Annotated in this window: 18 protein-coding genes; 3 read left to right on the top strand and 15 right to left on the bottom strand. The window is 39.9% G+C overall.

Going from position 1 to position 25,630, the window contains the following annotated elements:
* Nucleotides 1-13: 13 nt before the first annotated feature.
* From BMW42_RS09080 to BMW42_RS09015, 14 genes are all read right to left on the bottom strand, one after another.
* The gene (locus tag BMW42_RS09080; protein WP_092767413.1) at nt 14-400 is read right to left on the bottom strand and encodes a Na+/H+ antiporter subunit G; all 387 of its coding nucleotides are present in this window, start codon (nt 398-400) and stop codon (nt 14-16) included.
* A gap of 15 nt (nt 401-415) precedes the next feature.
* Nucleotides 416-691, bottom strand: a complete 276-nt coding sequence (locus BMW42_RS09075) for a monovalent cation/H+ antiporter subunit F (RefSeq protein WP_092767266.1) — start codon at nt 689-691, stop codon at nt 416-418.
* Nucleotides 688-1,212, bottom strand: coding sequence for a Na+/H+ antiporter subunit E (locus BMW42_RS09070; RefSeq protein ID WP_416224323.1), 525 nt, complete (start codon nt 1,210-1,212; stop codon nt 688-690). The genes BMW42_RS09075 and BMW42_RS09070 overlap by 4 nt, the downstream gene beginning before the upstream one ends.
* Nucleotides 1,213-1,215: 3 nt before the next feature.
* The gene (locus BMW42_RS09065; protein WP_092767261.1) at nt 1,216-3,027 is read right to left on the bottom strand and encodes a monovalent cation/H+ antiporter subunit D; all 1,812 of its coding nucleotides are present in this window, start codon (nt 3,025-3,027) and stop codon (nt 1,216-1,218) included.
* Entirely contained in the window at nt 3,027-3,392 is a 366-nt protein-coding gene (locus BMW42_RS09060; protein WP_092767259.1) for a Na+/H+ antiporter subunit C, read from the bottom strand. Before BMW42_RS09060 ends, BMW42_RS09065 begins: the two co-directional genes overlap by 1 nt.
* A gap of 3 nt (nt 3,393-3,395) precedes the next feature.
* Nucleotides 3,396-6,233, bottom strand: a complete 2,838-nt coding sequence (locus tag BMW42_RS09055) for a monovalent cation/H+ antiporter subunit A (protein ID WP_092767257.1) — start codon at nt 6,231-6,233, stop codon at nt 3,396-3,398.
* 315 nt (nt 6,234-6,548) lie between these two features.
* Nucleotides 6,549-7,916, bottom strand: a complete 1,368-nt coding sequence (locus BMW42_RS09050; RefSeq protein ID WP_092767255.1) for an AAA family ATPase — start codon at nt 7,914-7,916, stop codon at nt 6,549-6,551.
* 27 nt (nt 7,917-7,943) lie between these two features.
* A complete protein-coding gene (locus tag BMW42_RS09045; protein WP_092767253.1) occupies nt 7,944-9,437 on the bottom strand; it encodes a UvrD-helicase domain-containing protein in 1,494 nt (497 codons plus the stop codon).
* A gap of 164 nt (nt 9,438-9,601) precedes the next feature.
* Nucleotides 9,602-10,384: a bifunctional phosphoribosyl-AMP cyclohydrolase/phosphoribosyl-ATP diphosphatase HisIE gene (hisIE, locus tag BMW42_RS09040; RefSeq protein ID WP_092767251.1), complete on the bottom strand. Its 783-nt coding sequence runs from the start codon at nt 10,382-10,384 to the stop codon at nt 9,602-9,604.
* Between the two features lie 91 nt (nt 10,385-10,475).
* The gene (locus BMW42_RS09035) at nt 10,476-11,561 is read right to left on the bottom strand and encodes a patatin-like phospholipase family protein (RefSeq protein ID WP_092767249.1); all 1,086 of its coding nucleotides are present in this window, start codon (nt 11,559-11,561) and stop codon (nt 10,476-10,478) included.
* 58 nt (nt 11,562-11,619) lie between these two features.
* Nucleotides 11,620-13,239 carry an ABC1 kinase family protein gene (locus tag BMW42_RS09030; protein ID WP_092767247.1) on the bottom strand — a complete coding sequence of 540 codons (1,620 nt, stop codon included), beginning with the start codon at nt 13,237-13,239 and terminating at the stop codon, nt 11,620-11,622.
* A gap of 19 nt (nt 13,240-13,258) precedes the next feature.
* On the bottom strand, nt 13,259-13,915 hold the full coding sequence (locus tag BMW42_RS09025; protein ID WP_092767245.1) for a ubiquinone biosynthesis accessory factor UbiJ: 657 nt from the start codon (nt 13,913-13,915) through the stop codon (nt 13,259-13,261).
* Between the two features lie 19 nt (nt 13,916-13,934).
* Nucleotides 13,935-14,879 (bottom strand): bifunctional demethylmenaquinone methyltransferase/2-methoxy-6-polyprenyl-1,4-benzoquinol methylase UbiE, encoded by a 945-nt coding sequence (gene ubiE / locus BMW42_RS09020; RefSeq protein ID WP_035264034.1) that lies wholly within the window; start codon nt 14,877-14,879, stop codon nt 13,935-13,937.
* A 224-nt stretch (nt 14,880-15,103) separates the two neighbouring features.
* The gene (locus BMW42_RS09015) at nt 15,104-15,814 is read right to left on the bottom strand and encodes an FFLEELY motif protein (RefSeq protein WP_092767243.1); all 711 of its coding nucleotides are present in this window, start codon (nt 15,812-15,814) and stop codon (nt 15,104-15,106) included.
* Between the two features lie 195 nt (nt 15,815-16,009).
* Between BMW42_RS09015 and BMW42_RS09010 the strand changes: the two genes are divergently transcribed.
* Nucleotides 16,010-17,470 (top strand): polyphosphate:AMP phosphotransferase, encoded by a 1,461-nt coding sequence (locus tag BMW42_RS09010; protein WP_092767241.1) that lies wholly within the window; start codon nt 16,010-16,012, stop codon nt 17,468-17,470.
* A gap of 58 nt (nt 17,471-17,528) precedes the next feature.
* Here BMW42_RS09010 and BMW42_RS09005 read toward each other — a convergent pair whose 3' ends face one another.
* Entirely contained in the window at nt 17,529-18,041 is a 513-nt protein-coding gene (locus BMW42_RS09005; protein ID WP_092767239.1) for a hypothetical protein, read from the bottom strand.
* A gap of 187 nt (nt 18,042-18,228) precedes the next feature.
* On the opposite strand from BMW42_RS09005, the gene BMW42_RS09000 reads away from it, so the two are divergent.
* Both BMW42_RS09000 and BMW42_RS08995 read left to right on the top strand, forming a co-directional pair.
* A complete protein-coding gene (locus BMW42_RS09000) occupies nt 18,229-21,897 on the top strand; it encodes an exodeoxyribonuclease V subunit gamma (RefSeq protein ID WP_092767237.1) in 3,669 nt (1,222 codons plus the stop codon).
* Complete coding sequence (locus BMW42_RS08995; protein WP_092767235.1) at nt 21,894-25,595, top strand: UvrD-helicase domain-containing protein; 3,702 nt, start codon at nt 21,894-21,896, stop codon at nt 25,593-25,595. The genes BMW42_RS09000 and BMW42_RS08995 overlap by 4 nt, the downstream gene beginning before the upstream one ends.
* The last annotated feature ends 35 nt before the right edge of the window (nt 25,596-25,630 follow it).

The raw sequence follows: 25,630 nt of genomic DNA, 5'->3' as shown, positions 1-25,630 counted from the left end.
GCTAGGTTTTTTATTACTTAGATGAATCTTGATTAAACTGACGCATTCTTCTTTGGCGCTGCCAAGGGAGGGGGCGGTCGAGTGCTTCAGGAACATCACCTGATGTAGAGCGTAAACGTAAATGTAATGCAGCTTGTGCAATTAAATTTGCCGATACAGGCGCCGTAATAAAGGCAAGTAATGTAATCAGTAGTTCAGCAAACCCTAAGCGACTATGAAAGGCTGAATAAATCATAGCTGCTATTAAAAAACTACCTAAGCCTAATGTGCTCGACTTTGTAGGGGCATGCAGACGCATGAAAAGGTCAGGCAATTTCACCATTCCAATTCCACCTACAAGTGTAAAAAAGGCACCATTGATCAGGAAGAAGGAAACTAAGATTTCCATAATCAGCTGAATATTCATAGTTTTCTCCTAGTCCACCACATGGCCTGTCGTAAAATAGCGAGCTAATGCTGCTGTCGATACGAAACCAAGCATGGCTACCAATAGTGCACCTTCAAATAAAGAGGTGCTAGCCCAATAAATTCCTAGAACCACAACTAAACACGTAGCATTCAGAAATAAAGTATCTAATGCAAGTAGTCGATCAACCATTGAAGGACCGATTACAAGACGGATTAGACAGAGCAACATTGAAATCGTAATTCCAATTAAGCTAATTCCCAATACATAAGGAAGAATGATCATTGAGAATCTCCTTGCTGTTTTACATGGAAAATTGCGATGAGAGGCGCTTCGTAGCGCTGTTTGATTTCTAAAATATCAGCCTCTGGATTGTCTGTATTAATCGAGTGAACAAGAATATCTCCACGTTCTTGGTCGATTCCAGCACTGACTGTACCAGGAGTAGTCGTAATGATCATTGCCAGTAAACTGTTTACTTGGTCATGATCCGTATCTAGAGGTACCCGATACCACTTAGGGTGTAGACGATCAGTAGGTCCTAGGACTTGTTTAGCAACACGAATATTACTGATGATAATGTCCCATAACACAACAAAAACCAGTTTAACTGCTAAATCCCAATGAATATTGGGTGTACGAACGATAAAAGGTTGTACTAGCTTAGGAATGACTAAACCAATAAGAATAGCAACCAATATATCAAACAACGCTGCGCTGTTAGCCAACATCAGCCAACTGATAGCCACGATAACTGAAACAAAAGGATGTGGCATGATTCGATCAAATAGAGAGCTCTTTTGTATCATTTACTGCTCCATCGGTTGAAGCTTAGATTGGGCTTCTTCAGGTTGTCGCTGGTTCAATTCTTGTTCTTTGATTTGACGGCGCTTGAACTCTGAGATGTGTTCGCCCTCAAGTGATTTTTCACTTATAACATGTGGAATATAATGTGCATTTGGGTCTGCAAACTCTCCGCCGTATTTTGTTTCTGGAAGATAATTGGGATCAAATGGTTGTACACTAATTACTTCACCACGTTCATCCATTTTTAAAACAGCAGTAATATATTGTTCTGAATCATTTAACTGATTTGCAGTTTGTTGAATATACTGTGTGACTGGATGAGCAAATATCACATAAGCGATTAAACTTATAATAAAGACAAAAATTGTGGTGTCATTACGTGGAGGTGCCTTGCTTGGTAACTTTTGATATTCATGATAAGACTCTTGATTAGGGTCATTTTCTGGTACAGTTGAACGCCATAAAATAACGAATCCTAAACGAGTGAAAGCTATCATACTAAGCAAGCTCACAATCAGAATGACAATAATAATGAGCAATTGATAGCTAGATACAGAGGCCGCTTGAAGGATAAATACTTTTCCAAAGAATCCACTGAAGGGTGGAAGCCCTGCCATCATGAGTGCAATAATGAAAAAGCAAATCGAAACTAGCGTCTGCTGTTTCATGATTGGTGCGATTTTTAGATGATCTTTGAATGCACCACGCTGCGAAGTAATCCAACCGCATAGCAAGTAGAATGCAGCGGCAATAATCGTACTATGCACGAGGTAATATAGCGCTGCAGCCCAAGCATCTGCAGTCATCAGAGAAAGGGCGATTGCAATCGTTCCTATAGACGATAGGATCATGAAACCAACAAAACGACGCATTCGCTCTGCACCAATCGCACCAATTACACCATAAATAGTCGTAATTAAACCAATTGGAAGCAGCCAAGTGCTGAGAATTTCTCGCGAAAGCTCATCGGTGAATACGGTTCCATTCACACGTAAAATGGCATAGATACCCACTTTGGTCATGATGGTGAATAATGCGGCTACAGGGGTCGTGGCGACGGCATAAGTTTTAGGTAGCCATAGTCCGACAGGGAGGATTGCAGCCTTGATACCAAAGACTACAAACAGCATTAATCCGCCTGCAACTGCCATATTGTACTGATCACCTTCAAGTGTACGTACAATTCGACCCACATCAGCCATATTCAGGCTACCAGTATTACCATAAATCATCCCTAAGCCAATCAAAAAGAATGCAGACGCTAATAGGTTGATCGTTACATAGTGAATACCAAGTTGGAAACGTGCTTTGCCTTGACCATGTAGAAGCAATACATATGAAGCCATCAATAGCACTTCAAAGAAAACAAACAAGTTAAATAAGTCGCCTGTTAGAAATGCACCACATAATCCCATGAGTAAAAAATGGCTCATTGCATGGAAATAGCGTCCACGTTCATCCCATTCTTTACTTGCAAACCAAATAATTGGTGTCGCAAGAGCATAGGTGAGCACGAGCATAAAGGCTGCCAAACGATCTAGTACAAGTACAATGCCAAAAGGAGCTGACCACTCGCTTAAACTATACACATAGATCTGACCAGAGTTCGCCTGAATTAAGTAAATGATTGCAGTCGCTAAACCAAGAAAAACCGATGTTAAACTGATTCCACGACGCCAAGGTTGACGCCAGTCATGCGCTAAAGATCCTGAACCTGGATTACCCAATAGCACTAAAATAAATGCAGTAAATGTCGGAATTAAAATACTTAAAATTGGCGAGTGGGTGAGCCATAAATCATAAAAATTCATCATTAAGGCTCATCCTCTCTTGGGTCTGTATTGATTATTTCTTCTTTAGAGTCAACATGATCAGTACCCGATTCATAACGACTTCTCAATGCTAGTTGCACGATAAAAGCAGTTGTGGCAAAACCGATTACAATTGCCGTTAATACAAGTGCTTGAGGTAATGGATCTGTAACTTGAGTGGCATTGGTTAAAATCGCAGGTGAATTTAATTGAATCCGCCCCATTGCAAAGAGAAATAAATTGACTGCATACCCTATCATGGCCAAGCCTAGTACCACAGGGAAAGTGCGGGCACGTAAAATCAGATAAATACCAGTGGCAACCAATAATCCAATAGCGGAGGCGAGTAAAAATTCTAAACTAATCATTCTTTACTCCTTCGGTACAGGGCCGGTGATGCTTGAGTTGCGTGAGTCGCCTAAAACGGAAATCATGAGCATTGTTGCACCAACGACTGTGACATAGACACCAACATCAAATGCTGCAGCAGATGGCAAATGCATTTTTCCGAGAATGATCGGCTCTACATAAATATGAGCACTGGTCAGGAATGGTCGACCCCAGAACCACGCAGCGACCCCAGTCAGACCAGCAATAGTTAAGCCAGTACCAATCCAAATTTCATAAAGACGCCCAGACTTTGCTCGTAAGAGTTGTTCAGTGTGATCTTGACCTAGTGCAATGTACTGAATCACAAGCGCCATTGATGTAATGAGACCTGCGATAAAGCCACCCCCTGGAAGATTATGTCCGCGTAAGAAAATATATAAGCTGACGACTAAGGCAATCGGAAGGACCCAAGATGCGGTCATTCGGAACATCAACGGTGATGGATTAAAGCGATAGGTTAAGCCTTGTGTAATGGTCGTACCATGAGCACGCATTCCATCCATTAAACACAGTGTCCCAATCGCAGCAATACCCAGTACTGTGATTTCACCAAAGGTATCAAATCCACGGAAATCGACTAAAATTACGTTCACAATATTTGAACCACCACCGAGCGGTAGAGATTGTTGAACAAAGAACCATGAGATTGAATTGTGATCACGCGTTAGAATCATCCAAGTGATCCAACCGATTCCTAGGCCTCCGATGATTGCAATCACCGCATCTCTCCAACGACGAGTGCGTGAAGATTCATAAGGCGTAAGTTGTGGTAAGAGGGACAGACTCATCAGAAGTAAAACAGTTGTGACAACATCGACTGTGATTTGTGTGAGTGCCAGGTCTGGTGCTGACATCGTAACAAAGACCATCGTCACGACAAGACCGATTGCTCCACTGATAAGAACGGCTTTAATGCGTTCATGGTGAAACCAAAGCATCATCCAGCACGCTGAAAACAGTAATAACCAAAGCACGATTGCAACCAATGGTGCATGCGTCAGTTCGCGTGTACCTGCATAAATACCTTGACCAATGAGAGGCATGGAGACTAAAGCAACAGCAAAAATTAATATCCACAATAAATAGTTTTGTAGAGAACCTGTTTCTGTTGCTCTTTTTAATTTTCGCGAATTTAAGAGCAAATGTTTGAGAAAGAGATCAAACAGGACTTTACCTTGAAGTTTGCCAAGTATTGGATCAAGGTCAATGTCACGAATTCTACTGTTCTTCGCAAGACTAAAATAAAAAATAATACCGCCAATCAATGCAATCGCACTCATCAATAAAGGCACGTTAAAGCCATGCCAGATTGCTAGATGTACGCCTTCAAAAGCTGGAAGGTTGGTGCTTGCTCGTGCACCAGCATTGACGATATCGCCTACTAAGAGCGCTGGTAATAGACCAACTGCAATACATAATGTAGCTAATAAAATTGCAGGTGCACGCATACCAATTGGTGGTTCATGCGCATCTTTATTTGGAATCGCTTTGCCTAAATCACCATCAAAAAATACGCCATGAACTAAACGAACAGAATACGCGACAGCAAACAGACCCGCGAGTGTTGCAATAATTGCTGCGAAGACACCTATACCACCTGAGAGATTCGCTAATAGTTCAGTAAAGAACATTTCTTTAGATAAGAATCCATTGGTCAGTGGTACACCAGCCATTGAGGCTGCTGTGATCATGGTTAAAGTCGCTGTAAATGGAAGTAACTGCCATACCCCACTGAGTTTTCTTAAATCACGGGTACCTGTTTCATGGTCGATAATGCCGGCGATCATGAATAATGCTGCTTTAAAGGTCGCATGGTTAATGATATGAAAAATAGCTGCAGCCACAGCGAGTGGTGAACCAATCCCCAGTAAGCAAACGATCAAGCCTAAATGACTAATGGTGGAGTAGGCGAGCAAACCTTTTAGATCTTCCTTAAAAATGGCAAAGAATGCGGCCATACATAAGGTAAATAAACCAATGAATGTGACGAGGTTATGATACAGAGCAGAACCAACAAAGATCGGCATTAAGCGCGCCAGTAAGAAAATTCCGGCTTTAACCATTGTCGCTGAATGCAAATAAGCTGACACGGGTGTTGGAGCAGCCATTGCATTTGGCAACCAAAAATGGAAAGGGAATTGAGCACTTTTGGTGAATGCACCTAAAAGAATAAGGAGCAAGGCTGGCACAAATAAATGACTCGATTGAATCTGCGCCGTCATATTGAGGATTTGATCAATTTGATATGTGCCAGTGATTTGACCTAATAGAATAAAACCACCGAGCATGGCTAAACCACCCATACCCGTGATGGTTAAGGCCATTCTTGAGCCACGCTGTGCTGCTTCGTAGTTACTCCAATAACCCACTAAAAGAAATGAAGAAATACTGGTCATTTCCCAAAAGACAAGAAGAATAAGTAAATTATTAGAAAGTGAAATGCCGAGCATGGCGGCCATGAACAGCATCAGTAAGAAATATAACTTACTTAGTGAGTTTTTATGATTTAAATAATAATAAGCATAAATATAAATGAGCGTCCCAATCCCTGTAATAAGGAGGGAGAAGATCAAGCCTAATGCATCAAGTCTAAAGCTTAAGTCGATACCAAACTGTGGTAACCATGACCAGTGTTCAGAGATGACTTGACCTTGAAAGACGTCTTTGGCTTGAGTCAACAACAAGATAAAACTTGTTAAGCTGACTCCAATTGCCCCTAATGCTGTCGCCCCGCGAGAGATTTTTTGCAGCCAGAGGACAAGAAAAGTGCCAAGTATTAATGGTAACAATATAATAATCGGTAGCACACTCGTATCCATAGAGTTGTAGGCCGGAACCTATGATGAGTTTTATCTTTCAAAAGCTTGAGGATGGCAAAGAGTCATCCAACTACTTAAACTTTGAAAGCCGAACGAATTTTAAAAAACAAAAACAAGTTGTGTTGCGCAACTTGGAAAGCTAATGCAAAGAAATAGACATTTTTTGATTAAAAAATGAATGAGTAGATTTTATTACATGTATAAAATTACATCAAACTTTTTAGCTACACAATTCAGAATTATAGCGAAAAAAAGCTTAAATTTCTGTTTAAATTGAGTGAGTCATACCCGATTAATTCATCTAATTCCAATCAATTAGGGTGATGAAATACTTGATAAATCTCCAGCTTGGAGATACTCAATAAAGCGCTGTTTTTCTGACACTGATAAATTTTTGAAGTATTCAAACAAACGCAAGCCATCAAGCGTATCAGTAGATCGACTCACTTCAGTGATTTGATCATCTTGTAAATCATTAGCCATGAGTTGAGCAAATAGTTCATCATATTGTTCCCTGATTTGGTTTTGTTCTACTTCAACAATTTTTCGATTTTCTAACTTAAAATGTTGTACATCTACTTCATTGTTTAAAATCAATTCAGAGCATGCAGATGCGATAATTTGAATTTGTGGGAATGCTTCATGCAAACGGCTGAGTACGTTTTGCACAAAATCTTCATCTACTTGAGCATCAATATTGTCAATTAATAGAATGCCTTCACCATCAAGGCATGGGTCAATACTATGAGGATTCAGGAGACAAAGTCGTCTGACAATATCACCTACTAAACACAACCATTGACGATACGAATTAGATAATTGCGAAAAAGGAATTTCTTGACCATTTTGCACCAGCATCAATTGGATCTTGGGCGTGTATTCAATATAAATGTCACTGATCGATGGGAATAATGTATGGATGGCTTTCTTGAGTGCTTTGAGTGATGGTAGTTGCATCTCTGCTTCAAGATTTAATAATTTTGCAACTAAATCCTCTTGGTCATGATGAGAAGATAATTTTTGTTTGGTTTGAATTTTTTGAAAAACTTGTGCTAATCGTGCATTTTCAATGTCACTAATTTCACGAAACCATTCGAAGAACCGAGCAAAGGTTGTATAAGGGAGTGCAGCAAGTTCATAGGCTGCGTGCGTTTGTAATACAGCAGGATTATTTTTGCTTAGCAAATTCACTTCGTTGATAAAACGATCAGAAGGATAGTAGGCCACCATAGGCATGCCTTGAGCAGGATCTTGTTTGATCGCTTGTTGATAAAGATGAACGAGTGCTTCTAATTGAGTCGTTAGTGCTTTACTATGACCTACACCTTTACTGGTTAATGTTTTATAGAGTTGCCATTCGCACAAACCCTCTTCATTATGTTGCACAGTCGCAGCCTGTTCAATAGATCCAATATCAGTGGGATATTGAACACAAATATCTATTTTGGCTTGAATGTGTTTGTGCTTAATATCAGAATCAAGCATAACTACACCAGCAGTTCTTAAATCTTTGGCACGTGCAGCAAACCACGTTAAAGCTTGATAAATATTTTTAATAATCGCAGTTTTACCAGAGGCCTGATCACCTAAAATAATAGATATTGGACGTTGAGTTGGATCAAATTTAATTTTTATATCTGAAAAATGATAACAGTGACGTAACTGAATAGATTGAACTTTCATATTTTGCCTGCAACTTATCGTAGGGGATTATGCTGTTGCTTTCGTTTTAATCGTGGATTTAAGTTTGAGTTGTTGTATTAAATCATAAATATGATGAATATTTAAGCTGCTTTTTGCTCGTGTACATGCAACATAAAGTAAACGTAATTCTTCATCGCTAATTTTATGTTCTAGTCCATTAATTTTAAATTGGTAATCATCTTCTAAATGCACGCGATTCCACTCTAAACCTTTGGCTTTATGAGCGGTTGAGATTACATAGTCCGCTTGTTCAATGGGTGTGATTTTGGCAAGAGCTCGTTTGAGTGGATCTGTACCATGTTCATCAACCAATTTAACCAAAGGCTTGATGTCACTACCATCATTTGTTTCACAATATTCATGCACATCATGCCAAGAGTTGAACCAAGCTAACTCTGGAACGTCCGTTACTCTTTTACCTTGTTTAAGTAAGCTTGCAGCATCAACAAAGCGATTTAATTTCGCATGATCGGCTTGCAGGCTCACTTTTTCTCCTTGAACTAATCCTGAGAGTAAAAGTTCCATCGCGCGTGCGTTAGTACGGCACAAAATCGCATCTCGCATTTTGGTATGAGGCTTGTTGACGACTTTTGATTGGAGTTCGGGGTTGCCAATCAATGGAACAGTCTCATTGAGTGCGCCTAATAAGTGATTAGCAACTTCAGCGATATCATCACCAAAACGGAATGAAGTGGTTAGGCGCGATTCGGGTAAAGGCATTTGTTGCATCGCATTGACTGCCCCACGCCATGCATAAATTTGTTGATGTGCATCGCCGACATAGATGACTTGCGTACTTTTTTGCTTGAGTAAAATCCCCAGCATCAGGGGGTCAGCATCCTGTGCTTCATCAAACAATACATAGTCTGCGGGTATAAAAGGATCTGATAAAGCCCATAATTTGAGATAGATGTCATGCCCAATGCCAGCCTGATGATTAGGGTCGATTGATTCTAACCAACGACGTTCGACTGCAGGATAAAGGTGTTGCTGTAATATCGCAATATCGTCAGCATGTAGCCAACTTGGTGCTTGAATATGGCGGGGTGCAGGATATTGCGAGCTTGTTGAACAGAAATAACTGACAGCATTTGCAACTAAGCCCGCCAAACGACTAGGCATAAGCGCATATTTTTCGTAACGCCCCCCCATGAGTCGGCGTAATGTGATGGGTTGCAAACGGTATTCTTTGGCAATAAAGCTCGGGCTCAAGCGTGGGAGTCTAAGTTTATCAGTCACTCCACGTGGAACGCTTCGAAATGCTAAAGAGTGGAATGTACGACAATCCACGCGCTGATGAAATTTTTGTTGAGCCTCGCTGGCAATCGCTTTGTTAAAGGCAAGATACATACCGCGACGCTGTTGCATCGCATCACTGACTAATTTAAGCGTTGTTGTTTTACCTGTACCTGCATAGGCAATCACTTTGAAGGATTGACCAGATTGCGCTTGTTGAATCGCAATTTCTTGTTCTAAGGTAGGTTTGACAATGACAGACACAGGTTGATAGATCTTCAATGGTTTTAAAAATGATCAGTGAGTATAGCAAGAATTTACAAAGGGGAGAGTTCAATCTTCTTCTTTTTGGATGGGGAGTCTTCGGCGACTTAAAAAGCCGAGTTAAATAAAAAAGCCATGTTTGAACATGGCTTTATAAGAGTAAATTAATGCGTACGATTCGCTTTTTCAACAAGTCCTGACAGACCCTGACGTCGTGCAAGCTCATTTAAAACGAGTTGAATATCAAGATCGAAGTAACCCAGCATCACTATGGTATGGAACCAAACATCAGCAACTTCATAAATTAAATCATTTTGGTGATCCAGCGTCGCTTCTTGTTTGAAATCTTTAGCTGCAATTACCGTTTCAAAACTTTCTTCACCAATTTTTTCTAATATTTTATTGAGACCTTTATGATAAAGCTTTGCCACATAAGAAGAGTCAGGATCTGCAGATTTACGTTCTGCCATCATTTGACCAAGATAATGTAATACATCGACTTGCTCAGCTTGAGCTGTTGATGCATTCATCACTTTACTATGCGCATTCTCAGACTTTTCGCCATAAATTTGGTTCGGATCTTTCAATTGAGCGTCTACAATTTCCCAACCGTTTGATGTTAAGCGGCGATAAAAACATGATTCACGTCCCGTATGGCAAGCAATGCCACCATGTTGCTCAATTTGAAGAACGATCACATCAGCATCACAATCTAAACGAATTTCATGCACAGTTTGGAAGTGACCTGATTCTTCGCCTTTATGCCACAATTTGCTGCGTGAACGAGAGTAGTAAACAGCTTGATTTTTTTCTGCTGTAAGTGCCAAAGACTCACGATTCATCCAAGCCACCATCAACACTCGACCTGTTTGATGATGCTGAGCAATGGCAGGGATTAAACCTTGTTCGTTAAATTTTACTTCATCGAGCCATTGCGTATTGTTCATAAGGATTTCACCAGAATTAAATGAGACACTACAAAATTGTAGGTCATTAGTTTAAGCGAATAAATCTTTGTAGGGGAGAGTAGAAATTAATTTATTTAAGATCTTGCATATATTCTTCAAAGTTTTGCTTATGGATCATTTCTAAGAATGCATCCCCTAAGCGTTGACTTTCAGCTACAGACTGTTTCCAAAGCTCGATTCGTTTTTTTTGATCAAGCCCTTTCAGTGTGAAATCTTTGCGATCAGGAAGACGTCCTAAAGGAAGTGATCTTAAATAAGACTCAGAGGGTGCAATCAATACGGTTCGTGCTTGATATTCAGCATTAGATCTACGTTTTTTGAGGAACTTATCGAACCAACCCGGTGTTATTTGATCTGTAAAATGAGGGTATAGGACAATCCCATGACTCGGTAAAGGTAGATCAATATGATAATCGATTAGCCCGCCATCACGATAAGCAGCGACATCTGCACCTTCGATATTTCTGACCGCCGGCATCACAAATGGAATGGATGCAGATGCCATTAACCAATCTTCTAAATTTTTTTCAGTCAACGCATAATCAAGGTGTTCGAATTCATTTTTGATGAGTGAAAGTCGTGAAGCGTTGTGTGGTTGGGCAATTGTACGTTGCATGAAGTGCCCAATTTTAGCTCTCGAAAAAGTATTGAGACCGATAATGCCAGCGACTGCACGGGCAAGCATAAGAGGGTGATCACTTTGAAATTTTTTCGATGACTTTACTGCCAAAATAGCCAGATGGTAGTCGGGATGATCAATAATTTGATTGGTTTTACCTTGAAGGAGGGCTTTAAGCATGCCGCGACAGACGTCTCCAACTTCAATAATATTCATCTTAGGTCGAAATTCAAGATGGGTATATAAGTCTGCTAATTTGGATGTGCCTGCTTGTGCACCATGCGCTGCAATACTTGCAAAACGCCAACTCCCAATGGATGAGCCAATTAAAGTCCGTTTTTTGGGTGCTTGAGCAAAGAACTCACCAAAAACAGCTTGGTCCAATCCTTGAATTCCAATACCTTTGGGACCACCTGCTGCTCCAGGAACAAAATCAACCGCACTGGCTTGTAGACCTTGTTCTTGAATGATCTTTTTTGCTTTATAACCTACATGAATATTCAAGCAAGGTTGAGTGTTCTTGAGGATATGTGTCATAAGCAATTCAGCGACTAAAACCTATTGAAGTAGTAAGTTTTGATATGAGATAGTGAACTTATTTCACCATACGCCAAATGGCAATAAAGGATGCCAATACAATTAAAATCATGGAGATAAACCATGGTGCGATCACAGCAATTGAGAGCAGAATTGCGATTACACTTCCGAAAATCCAACTACGCTTTTGCTGATGCTCCATTTGTAAGCGCAGCGTTTGAAGTTCATTCAATTGTTTAGCATGCCATGCAGACTGATTTTTTAAACCGTTAAGACTGTCAATCAGTAAAGTTGGTAAATCCTGAGCACCTAATAATAAGTCGGGAATTTTTTGTCCTAATTCTTTAATATTTTTTTGAGGGTTCATTTGGGCTTTAACCCAATCCGTTAGAATTGGCTTTGCTAACTTCCAAATATCTAATTCAGGATAAAGGTCTGTACCTAAGCCTTCAACATGTACTAAGGTTTTAAGCAATAACATCAGTTGCGGTGGAATTTCTAAATGAAAACGTCGAGCGATGTCCATCACTTGGATCAATATGCCTGCGAAATCTAACTCATGCATCGGTTTCGAAACCATAGGTCCTACTGTACGACGCATTTCACGTGCTAAAGCATCTTGATCCGTGCCTGGTGGAATCCAACCTGCTTGATGCACAATCTGAATCAATTGCATGAAATCACTGTTCATGACTGCCAGCAACATACGTGCTATCGTCATTTGATCATGCTTGGAAAGCTCGCCCATGATGGCGCAATCGAGCGCAATAAATCTTGGATTTTGCGGATTAATCGTTTCTACGAAAACATTACCCGGATGCATATCTGCATGGAAAAAATTATCGCGAAACACTTGAGTAAAGAAGATTGTTAAGCCTTTTTCTGCTAAGTCTGCACGGTTCATTCCTAAACGATCAAAGGTCGCAGTATCTGAGATAGGCACACCGGTGATGCGCTCTGCCACCATCACATCCAGACTATCCATATACACTTCAGGCACATACATCATACTTGAGCCAGTAAAATAATGGCGCATACGTCGTGTATTTTCGGCTTCAAGAGTCAAGTCGAGTTCATTTAAAATGATTTGACGATAATCTTGAATAATTTCTGATAGATGTAAAGCACGGGCAGCTTCTAGCCTTTTTTCTAAATAGTGACCAAGCCATTCTAAAATTTCAAAATCTTGAATAATTTGAGCACGTATATTCGGGCGAGTTACTTTCACGACAACTTCACGACCATCGTGAAGAGCAGCGGTATGTACTTGAGCAATTGAAGCAGCAGCTAGCGGCTTATCATCGAAGCGCGTAAATAATGTGGAAACATCTGCTTTAAGCGAATCTTGAATTCTTTGCTTAGCCACTCCAAAATCGAAAGGTTTAACACGATCTTGTAATAACACCAATTGTTGTAATATTTCTGGTGGAATTAGATCGCGACGCGTAGAGAGGAGCTGCCCTAATTTAATTGCGAGTGGCCCCATTTCTTCTAAAGCTTCTTTAAGCTTTAAAGGATTTTTACGTTCTCGACTAGAAAGTGCAGCAGGATGCAAACGTATAAGATTCAGCAGGGGGCGAACCTTTGCAGGAATATCTTCCGCAGGAACCAACGTGTCGAGTCTATAGTGCGCAGCTATACGCCAAAGTTCGATTAAACGTCTAATGTGCGGAATCATATATGCAATTACCTGAAATCTACGAAGGGTTAAATTTTGATTTTAAAAGCTGAATTTTTGCTTCTAGTCGATCAATATCTTGATTAAGCTGGCGAGTTCCATGGAGAAGATCGTCCATTTGCCAACGTGGTGCGAATAGTCCGGTATCTTCTTTTAAAAAGTCTTCCGCAAAAAAAAGATGAGATTGAAGTGACTTAATTAAATGTTGTGGTGCTAATTGAACCTTGCCGATTTGACTTGCAAGATTAGGTCCGATCCAATCACTTAACTGTGAAGCGAGATCTGGCTCAGCATTTTGTATAATTTTTTGAATGTCTTGCAGAAGGCGATAGTCACCTTGAACGGGAATATTGCCAATGTCATCTGCTAGAAATAGTTTGCACAGGTCGACCACATTATTAACATGCAATGTGGAATCTGCTTCAGTAATCGTGTGAGCTTGCTCCCAAGGCCGCTGTTCGAAAATAGAGGGTTGAGTGCTATGACCTGTTATTGTTGGTTCTAAACGAATTTTATTTTCATCAAAAAACACATCAACAGAAAGTTGTGGTGTATCAATCACAACACGAAGCATTTTCCCTTGTAATTGGTTAAATTGGATACGAGTAATCGCATCCAAATTAATCCAATGATGTATGGTTTTTTCAACTGCACCCAGTGCTAAGATTGACCACATGACGAAGTGCTACCTGTGGTTAGAGTTTAAAACCACGGTGAACTGCAACAATACCACCTGTTAAATTGTGATAATCGCAGTTTTGGAAGCCCGCATTTTCCATCATGCTTTTCAATGTGCGTTGGTCTGGGTGCATACGAATTGATTCAGCAAGATATTTATAGCTTTCAGCATCATTTGCCACAATTTTACCCATGATTGGTAAAGCAGTGAATGAGTACAAATCATAGAGTTTTGAGAAAGGCTCAAACACTGGTTTTGAAAACTCTAATACAAGTAAGCGACCACCTGGTTTAAGTACACGATACATTGCTGCAAGCGCTGCATCTTTGTCTGTTACATTGCGCAGACCAAAACTGATGGTGAGTAAATCAAAACTGTTATCTTCGAAAGGCTCGAGGGTTTCAGCATTCGCCAGTACAAAATCAACGTTGGTACAACCCGCGTCGATCAGACGGTCGCGACCTACATTCAGCATGGATTCATTAATATCAGATAATACAACATGCCCAGTAGGACCAACTTCACGGCTAAATACTTTCGCTAAATCACCAGTACCACCAGCGATATCTAAAACGCGTTGCCCACGGCGAACGCCAGACATATTAATGGCAAAACGTTTCCACAAACGATGAATACCAAATGACATTAAGTCATTCATGATGTCGTATTTCGCGGCAACTGAATGGAAAACTTCAGCGACTTTTTGCGCTTTCTCTTCAGAATTTACGGTTTTATAACCGAAGTGTGTCGTTGGTCCAACGTTTCCAGTATTCGCACCACGTGGCAAATTATATTTCGGTACTGAAGAATGTACTGGCGTATCTGTCAGTTGCTCTTGTAGCGATTGTTGCTGACCTTGAGGTGCGCCAGTTGGTAATGGATCTGTTAAAAAAGGACTCACGTTGTCTTTATTATTTGCCGGCTCAACCTGAGCATGAGGCTGTTGATTTTCATTAGACATTCGAGTCACTCCTGAACACAAATAATATTAAATCTGAATTAAACTGCATAATGACAGATTCTTAAGTTTTTTTCAGTCTAGATTATGCAATTGATATGAATAATATACAGAATTAAAGCGAAGTTTCATCCATGAAATGACAAGATGTTCTTTTATTTTCGATATTCTGACCAGACGCTTTTACGCTTTTTCGGCTGATCAGAATCTTGGCTGATGAATTTTAATTAAGCGATTTGGAAGGGATTTTCTTTCCCTGAGTGTACATTATTCACAATGATTCGCTCTTTTTCAGTAAAATTCCGAATGAAGGTCGCAGCCGATTTCATTGGTTTCATAGCGACAAAGCCTTCACCAATAAAGTCATACATCAGTTCAAAATTATATTTGCTTGCTGCACCTTTACACATTTTAAACGCTGTGTGCATGATGAATGAACGCATGTATTTGTCCAGACTTAGACCGAGCTCATCCAACAGATTGAGTTGTTCATGGCGCGCTTGCTCTTGATCTAAAGCCACTAAAGTTTCACGCATCATTTCATCAGTAATTGGTTGGTCTTTTGGATAATGTTGGAGTAAATACTGTGCAACTTGTTCATCCAATTGCATTGCCAAGACCGCTAGTCCTACAGACTTTAATCCGGTTTTAATGGCATTTTCTGGAATGATTTTTTCAGCTTTGTGTGCGTATTTTAGTAAACGTTCGATTTGCAATGCTAGGTCATCAAATTCTGGGCCACCATAAAGACGGTTAATAAAATATTGAGCCATCAGCTTATTTTTATCTTCAGCGAATAACTCAGCATGTGTTTGAAGTATGCGCTGTTTTAGCCAATTTTGAGCACCATTTAACCTTTGTTTAAGTGCCGGATCCTGATGATAATTGAGTTGTTTGTATTGTTCTAAAAGTTGATCTAATGCAGCAAGTTTGGACATGTTCTAGCTCAATTAAAAGGACTGAAAAAAGCATAATAGGTTGGATTGCGCTCGACTATGACTGTTGAAATCTAAAATAAAACCTTTCAGGTCAGTCATGGATGAAAAGACAATTGCAATAAATTGTACCTGAAGATTTAAGTTGATACTGTTCCTTGAGTATACTGTCGAAAATACAATAATTTTGAGTGGGCTATGTCTGAACCAAAACAACAATCTGATAAAAATACTGATCAACCCGAAGATAAGAACAAAACATTTGATACAGATCAGATCAATTTGGACTTAATTGAAGCACAATATGCACTCAAAGATACACGCGGTAAGAAAAATGCCAAAAGTTTAGTGGTGTTGGTAAGTGGCATCGAGTTAGCAGGTAAAGGAGAATCGGTTAAGCAATTAAGAGAATGGGTCGATCCACGATATTTGAAAGTCAAAGCTGACCCTCCTCATCTTATTCAGCCAAATATCCCATATTGGCAACCTTATGCACGTTATATTCCTGCTGAAGGGCAAATGATCGTTATGTTTGGGAATTGGTATAGTGATCTCTTAGCCACATCCTTACATGTTTCAAAACCATTTGATGAAACCATGTTCGAAAATTATTTGCAGCAAATGCAAAGTTTTGAGCAGGGTTTAAAAAATAATCATGTTGATGTCGTGAAAGTTTGGTTTGATTTATCGTGGAAATCATTACAGAAGCGTTTAGATAAAATTGAACCTTCGGAGCAGCGTTGTCATAAATTGCATGGGCTGGATTGGCGCAATAAAAAACAATATGAAAATGTACAACGATTGCGTCAAAAATTTACCCAAGACTGGGTCATTATCGATTGTGAAGATGAAGTATGTCGTGATCAGAAATTCGCAGAAGTTGTATTAGCGCGACTGAAAGATTTGCCAAATCATCCTCAAAAAATGCGCCAAAAATGGCATCAAGCGGATATCCCAGAAATTTTAACGTCCCCCAATGAAGAAGCACTTGAAAAAGATCAGTATAAGGCTGAACTCAAGAAACTGACCAAGAAGGTCGCTGAAGCATTACGCGCAGAAGGACAAAAAACGGTGATCGTTTTTGAGGGGATGGATGCTGCAGGTAAAGGTGGTGCGATCAAGCGTATTGTGAAAAAGCTCGATCCAAGAGAATATGGAATTTATAATATTTCTGCGCCCGAAAAGTATGAATTGGCGCGGCCTTATCTCTGGCGTTTTTGGAATAAACTGCTTGAAGATGAAAAAATCTCGATTTTCGATCGCTCTTGGTACGGTCGTGTATTGGTGGAAAGAGTTGAAGGTTTTGCAACGGATGTAGAGTGGAAACGTGCATATGATGAGATTAATCGCTTTGAAAAAGATCTAGTAGATACGCAAACAGTAGTCATTAAGTTTTGGTTGGCCATCAGTCAAGAAGAGCAAGCCAATCGTTTCAAAGCACGAGAGGAAACACCGCATAAGCGTTTTAAAATTACGGCTGAAGATTGGCGTAATCGCAAACGTTGGGATGATTATTTATTGGCTGCAGCAGACATGCTCCATCGAACCAATACCGAAGATGCGCCGTGGTATATCATTGCTACCAATGATAAATATACTGCACGCCTTGAGATTTTGAAGGCAATTTTGAAACAATTAAAAGTAGATGTTTATAACTGATGAGAGATATAAATAAAGCCCTTACAGGGCTTTATTTATACGTCTAAGGTTTTATGTGTTAAGCGTATTTCACAACATTTGCTTGTTGTTTTTGTTGAATGCTTTTGGCAAGTTTATAGCTTTCTTCAACATGAGCCTCAGCCACTTTTTTCATGACAATATAACCCAAGCTAGCTGCAATAATTGAACCGCCCAATGGAATAAACTTAGTCACTTGCTTGGTCAACACTTTGGCTGCCATATTGTTCAGCGAAGCTTTAGCGGCAGTACGAGCCACGACTAGACCAGAAAACTCGAAACCGCGTTTGCGTAGTTCGTTCCAATGGATTTTTTTGGTTTGAGGATCAAAGACGCTGATTTGTTCAGGAGCTAAGCCAAAGCGAGCATTAATTTCTGGAATTAAAATTGACAACATACCTACATCAATCACAACATCTAAAAAGGGCACTGGAATGACAGCAACACCTGCTGAAACATAAGAGCGTTTTTTGACGAGATCAAGACATTCATCTCGAATTTGTTCTAAATTTAAATTTGGGTCGATTGTTTCTGGAATTTTATCAATTTTCATTTATTTATCACCTAATCAAAGTCTATGGTTCTCGATCCATCACATGATGAACATAGCGCGAGATGAAAGTTTTATTAAAGTCATAAAGTAAAAGTGACATAGTCAGATTAAGATGTATAGTAATTTATGTTTATGATTTTGTTCACACAACTTCATAACGTGTTCGTTGTATGGTGAAAGGGACCTTATGGGAATTCATGTAATTCAAAGTCAGCGCATTGAAGTTTTGGTACAAGGCATCATCACGACTCAAAAGCGTCCCACGAACAACCCATTTGCAGTCCTACAGCAACAACATTTTGTGGTGCCTTCTGCGGCAATGCAAGAGTGGTTAACCCAACGGTTATCTGAGCACCAAGGCATCAGTGCAAATACATTTTTCCATCAACGTATTCGTGGCTTTCAATGGTATGCCTACCAGCAAATTTTGAGTGACAAAGATAAAGTACGTAAAGCGAATATTCCACGTCTGATTATGAAGTGGCGTATTTTCCAAGCACTCAAACCTTTTATACAGCGTGCGCATAATCAGCTTGAGGTTGAACATCCTTTATTCCCATTAATCACACGTATCTATGACAGCGCAGCACGTATTGAACAGTCAAATGAACAATATCGAAAAAAAATGAGCATGTTGTATTGGGTGTCTGATCAAGTGTCAAAATTGTTCAGCAATTACATGATTTATCGAGCAGATTGTCGCCGAGCATGTGAATATGATTGTCGTTGTCCTGAAAATTGGATTCAGGTATGGGGGCGTAATGAAGCACTCAATATTGAACAACAATTACAATATTTAAACGATCAAGCTTCCAGTTTTAAATTTTCGCAGGCACAACAATTAGAGGCTTGGCAACGTTGGTTATGGCTCAATATTTTTCATGAAGACTTTGTTGAAATGCAAAGTATTGATCATGATTTTTGGGCTGTACTTCGTGATGAACAGCAACAGAAAATAGCCCTCAAAAAACTACCACAGCAACTGATCGTTTTTACACTCTTGGATTTACCACCAAGTCAATTACAGTTTTTGCGCCGTTTGGGTCAGTACATTGATGTGTTGATTTTGCATTACAATCCCTCACAAGAATATTGGGCGGATAGTGTCGATCCGAATTGGAAAAAACAATATGACTTAAAGCTTAAAGAGCGATATATCGAAAAGTTTCAGCAAAAGCATCAAAGAAAACCAGCTGATAATGAAATTGAGCAGTTTTTTGAGAATTTTAGTCTGAGCTTTAATGGGCTGGCACGTGAGTCCAGACATCCCTTATTAACACGAATGGGCAAGCAGGCACGTGATCACTTTTCTCTGTTGTCTAACCTTTCCTCGGGTGATGAGGGGCAATGGATAGATGCTTTTGTGGATGAAGCACCGCAGCATTTACTGAGCCAATTGCAATCAGATATTTTACATTTGGTTGAACCTCAAGCTCAAAGTTATGTATTAGATCCAGCAGACGATTCAATCCACATTCATGTTTGTCATTCCGCTGTACGACAGCTTGAAGTCTTAAAAGATCAATTGACCCGATGGCTTGCTCAGTCAACAGCAGAAGCACCACGCCGTCCGAGTGATATTTTAGTTCTTGCGCCTGATCTGAAACAAATTGAGCCTTTGATACGGAGTGTGTTTCCGCAAAAAAATACTGCAACAGGTGTTTATCTGCCAGTAAAGCTAGCTGGTATCACGCAGTTAGATACAGTATTGGCATGGCGTTCAGTGTTAGGGCGAATTGAACTGATACAAAGTCGATTTACCATTGATGATTTTGCTGATTGGTTGAACTTAGCAGCGACCCAAGTGAGATATTGCTTAGACATTAATGGTACTGAGCGCATCTTATTTTTGTTAAGACAAGCGGGATTTCGACGAGGTTTGGATAAACAACATCTGCAAAAAACATTGGCGGAGTATGATCAAGACTATCGGTTTAGTTTTAAGTATGCCTTAGATCGTTTGGCGCTGGGTGTGGCTGTTCCAGTTCATGCGATGTTTCAGGAGACCTTAAGTTCTCATCTAGTGGGCTCGGGTGATTTTCACTTAATCGCCACGCTCATTGAAATATATAAGCACTTTACAGAGCGTCGAGATTGGCTCACGACGATTGAAATCGAAAGTGAACAAGAGACGTCAGAGCATGTTGAATTTTGGCTCAATCGTTTAATTTTAGAAGTTAATGAGTTTGAAAGCGCTGGTGTAAGCTCGTTAGAGATGATTAAAGAGATTATTCAAAAGCAAATAAGAATGCTAACGCTGGCAAATTTCTATGAAGAACATGATCAAGCCATTCTTAAAAACATACGTTTGCCTTTGAGCTATATTCTGACTGAAATCCAAAGCACCCTTGAATCGCAACTTGATTATGCATTGCCAACTGGACAAATTACATTTAGTCAAATTGGTTTGATTCGGCCAATACCGTATAAGTTAATCGTCATGATGAATTTAGATGGGGGGAAGTTTCCAAATCGGGAGAGTCATTTACCTTTTGATTTAATGGATTTACTCAAGCCAATGATTGGTGATCGATCACGTTTGGACGATGATCAAGGTGCTTTTTTAGACGCTTTGTTATTGGCCAAAGATAATCTCTGGCTATTCTATAATGGTTTTGATGTAGCCGATGGTGAAGTACGAGATCCATCGAGTAGTGTTCAGGAATTACTCCAACATCTCGCGTGGATCATAAAAACATCAGATCAATCTTCCTCGAATCCTCTCATTGATATTGATGGCATTCAAGTTCATCAGAATTTGAGCACACTCTACACGGTACATCCTTTGCAACCCTTTGATCCTGATGGTTTTCAGCAACAGCATCAGCGCTATGAAGATGAATGGTATGCCGTGGCTTCTAACCTCAATCGTCAGGATCAACGTGGTCATAGAGAGGCTTGGATTAATACCACGCTTGAATTGAATCAGGACATCATGGTCTTGGATGCTGAACAATGGATCAAAGATATTTGTTTTCCTGCGCGTCTTTATTTAAAAACCGTAGGCGTATCTAATTTAAAGGATCAGGATTTACCTGAGGTGAATGAGCCGTTGTTATTAGATGGATTGGCGCGATACTCTATTCGTGACTTTTTACAACAGCAGCCTAATGTTTCGAAGCTTCAGACTGAATTACTCAGTGACCAGCTTCCTGTCGGTAAATTACAAGAAGTCAGTTTGAAAATGAGTCTGTTAGAACATCAGCAGTTATTAAAAAGGCAAAAGTACTATATTGATGAGCCGACCAAAATCACTCAGCGCGTCATAGCAATAGATGATATACATCTTCAAGTGACCGTTCCTCAAGGGGATGAGACGAGTTGGGTGAGTGTTTCAACATCCAGTGCACGCGCACAACGACGAGCACATGTGTGGTTAGAATACTTATTTTGGTTAAGTTATCGAGACTTACCAGATCACCTTGCAACTGAAATGCAGCGCATCCAAATCTTTAGCGATAAAACCATCATGTGTACTGGCGTGACGACGAAACAAGCTCAGGATATGCTTTCCCAATGGATTCATGCATATAAACAAGCTCAGATAGAGCCTCTCGTTTTACCTGCAGCATTGCTGATGAAACTTGCGGTAGATGGAAAAGCATTAGAATGGGTCACTGATGAAGAGGGTCATCAGCAGTTAAACAACTTCGATAAGCTATTAAATGAGTGGAATAAAAGCGATGCCTTTCTGAGTTATAGTTTAAATGACAGCGAAGAAAGTCATTTGCACCGAGATTGGCAGTATATTTTACAAGATTTAGATGCTGAGCACCTATTAAAACAAGCGTGTGATCAGTTTGCTTATGTCTTATATCAGCCGATATATATGTATCAATCGGAGGCTGAAATATGAGTCAAAAGCCTATAGTCTCATATCATCCAATTGTGGATATGCATTTCACTGGATTGCATTGGATTGAGGCTTCTGCGGGGACTGGAAAAACGTATACGCTCTCCAGCCTCATGGTCAGAATTTTATTAGAAGAATATTTACCAAAGCAGATTATTGCGACGACATTTACACGCAAAGCAGCGGCTGAATTGAAAAGTCGAATCCGTGCACGTTTAATCGAGGTGCTCGGACTTTTAGAGTCATGTCGTGAGTTAACTCAAGATCAAGTTCAAGCGCGTGCAAAATTAGAATCAGATATTTTATATCAAGTGATTTTAAATCAATTTTCTGGCTTGATTGCACATGCATGTGCACGTTTAAAACTGGTAATAGATCAGCTTGAAGAGCTCTTTGTTGGGACCTTGGATAGCTTTAGCCAAAAGCTTCTTCGTGAATTTGCATTTGAGAGCGGTAAAATTGAACGAATGCAAATCACCAATGATGCAAAACAATATACGGTTCAGTTAATTCATGATGAATTACGGGCATGGATTCAACAGCAGCCTCAATCAACTGTAGATTATTTGCTGCTTAAGAAAAAAATTAAGTCACAAGATGCTTATATCGATTTAATTGAAACGAGTTTGAATTTTTCCTCTGCTTATTTCAAAGCAGTGCCAGCGCCGACCATAGATGTAGACGCTTTCAGAACTCATGCAGAGCGCTTCATACAGATCGAGCTTGAAACGCTAGATTCATTAACAGACTTTTATGATCCTGAAGGGCAGTATTATGCTGTAGTCGCAAAGAAGTGGCGCGATCAAGATAAATTAAAAATTACACTCACGCAGTTGTTGCCTGAATTCCTTGATCAAGTTAAATCCCAAGGCGTTGAAGTCATTTTTGCGTCGCATCTCAGCACTCATCTTAGTCAGTTGAATGAATTGAGAAAAAAAGTTCTCAATAAATGTCCCGTCGATGTTTTGGCGGCATTTGAGCAACATCCTATTATTGTTGAACTTGCTGAGTTTTTTAAACAGTTTGACAAGCTCAACCAACAACTCGAGCATTTGGAGAGTTATTTACAATATTATTTAGCGCAGCAAGTAAAACAACGTCTGCCAGAATTGCTACAGCAAAAATCAGAAACCACATTTTCACAGCAAATTCGAACTTTGGCCGAAGCATTGCAAGGAGCACAAGGTCAGGAGTTTGCAAAGTACGTTCACGCGCGTTACCCACTTATTTTAGTGGATGAGTTTCAGGATACCAACCAAGATCAAGATGATATGTTGGCGCAGATTTGGAGACATCCAAGTCGCGTGAAGCAGGGTTGTATGATTATGGTGGGAGACCGTAAGCAAGCGATCTACGGTTTCCGCGGTGGAGACATGCTCACATTCCTGAAAGCATATCAAGATGTTGAAACTAAAGCAGGGCGTTTTTACCAACTTGTGCATAATCATCGCTCAGTGAAACCATTGGTCGAAGTCGTCGATGCATTGTTTCAACAACAAATGGATTTTGGTGAACAAGTTGAATATACGCCTGTTACAGCAGGTACTCGACCGCATCCAGTATTGATCCAATCCAGTTTAGAAAATTATGCTCCGCTTCGTTGGGTTCAAGTAAATGATAAGGAACACGAGTTAGAGCAGGTTGCTTGGAAGATACGGGATTTGCTCAATCAGGCTGCCCAAAGTCAGCTATATTTCGAAAAACAGGGGCAACGTATTGAACTTCAGGCAGATGATATTGCTGTTTTGTCTCGTAACAATCCTGATTTAGAAAAAGTTCATCATCACTTATTGATGTTAGGCATTCCTGTAAATCGACCTTCACGAAAAAGTGTCTTCAAAAGTGGAATTGCTCGAGATGTTGGTGCAATTTTGACAGCCATCATGAATCCATTTGATGAAGCTAAATTAAAGAGAGCTTTACTTACACGATTGATGGGTTTTAATTTACATCGCTTTTTGCAACTTCAAATTCAAGCAGATGGCTTAAGTTTATTTATCACGAAATTTGAAGAAATTCGTGAAATATGGATGGGCCAAGGCTTTTTAACAGCATGGCAAAGTTTCCTCACAGAATTCAAAGTTTGGACAAACTTGGTTGAGCAATTCAGCTATGACAATGAACGCGAAGTGGTCAATCTGCGACACATTTCAGAGTTGTTGAGCCAGAACAGTGATGAGTTAAGAGGTATGCATACCCTTTATCATTGGTATATGCGACAGCTTTCAAATCCGCTGGAAAGAGAGTGGGAAATTGAAAGACAATTGAGTAATCAAGCGGGCGTTCACCTTTTAACTATTCACCAATCTAAAGGATTGGAGTTTAAGATTGTATTCTTGCTTGGCGCAGATCGTAAACTGTCAGATCGAAGCGAACTTAACTTTTCAATTCGTGAAGTGCAGGATTATGGAACTGGAAAGTCCGTCGCACAACGTGTCGTGGCGTTAAAGCGTGAAGAATTATTGGAACCATTAGAGGTTGAGCAACATGACCAACGTGCTTTGGCAGAGCATCGACGATTATGGTATGTGGCCTTAACTCGAGCACAACACCGCGTTTATTCAATGATGAGTGATCAAAAAGGGCAATCTATTTATGGTTTGGCGTATTGGCGTGGTCATGGTGCGCACCAATTTCAGCATGCTTTCAGTTTGGATGAGCCATGTTTAGAGCAATGCCCTGAGAAAATAATCGCTAAAAAAGAACATCATGCTGTTCAAATGATTGCGCAGAAATATCCTCAAGTTCATTTTTATCCTAGAGCCAAAACCAGTTTTAGTTATCTCGCACAACATTTGAGTCATCAACAAATTAAAGATCGTATGGCGGCTCAAGATATGATCGAACATCATGCGAGTGATGAGGTCAATACTGTGACGCTCGTGACTCCATATCAACTTGAGGATTTGGATCATCAACAACCTTTGAGTTGGATTCGTGCTCATTTTCCGATGGGAACATTAGCTGGAAATTTCCTACATGAAATTTTTGAACATATCGATTTTCAAGATCGCCGAGATTGGACATTAGAAATTCGCCGCCGTTTTAAAAATGCCTATTCAGGTTTATGGGAGCAATTATTCGCTAAATTTCAATCAGATTTTCCTCAACATCATGATACCGAGCAACATCTGTTAGAAATGACGGCTGAATGGTTAGCAGAGGTTTTAGAGACACCGATTCAACCTGAATTTCAACTCAAGCAATTAGTACCTGAAGCACATTTGGCTGAATTTCCATTCTATTTGGCTTTAGCAGACCGAATATTTGGTATTCAGCGTATTCAGCAATTATTTTTAGAGTTTGGGCTTGATATGCCCGAATTCAATGCAGCAAATTCAGCACGTTATCTCAATGGTTCAATTGACTTGGTTTATTATGATGGGAAGTGCTATCACATTGCCGACTATAAGAGTAATTATCTCGGAAATCATGTGGAAGACTATTCAGCTCAAGCTATTCAGCTGAGCATGACGCATGCAAGTTATTGGCTACAAGCAGCCCTATATTTGGTGGCATTACATCGCTATTTAAGTATTCATATTGATGACTACAACATCGATCGAGATCTTGGTGGTGCCAGTTATTTATATTTACGTGGGATGAATGGCACTGACCAATATGGATTTAATTATTGGCGTCCTAGTTCAGAATTTATTCTAAGATTAGATGCAATATTGGGCTATTTTGCTGAGGATTAAAACAGCGAAATAGTATGAATATTTAAATGAATTTA

The sequence above is a fragment of the Acinetobacter sp. DSM 11652 genome (genome assembly GCF_900109815.1).
Classification (GTDB): domain Bacteria; phylum Pseudomonadota; class Gammaproteobacteria; order Pseudomonadales; family Moraxellaceae; genus Acinetobacter.
The sequence above is the reverse complement of the archived record's forward strand: the minus strand, read 5'-3'. Positions and strand labels throughout refer to the sequence as shown.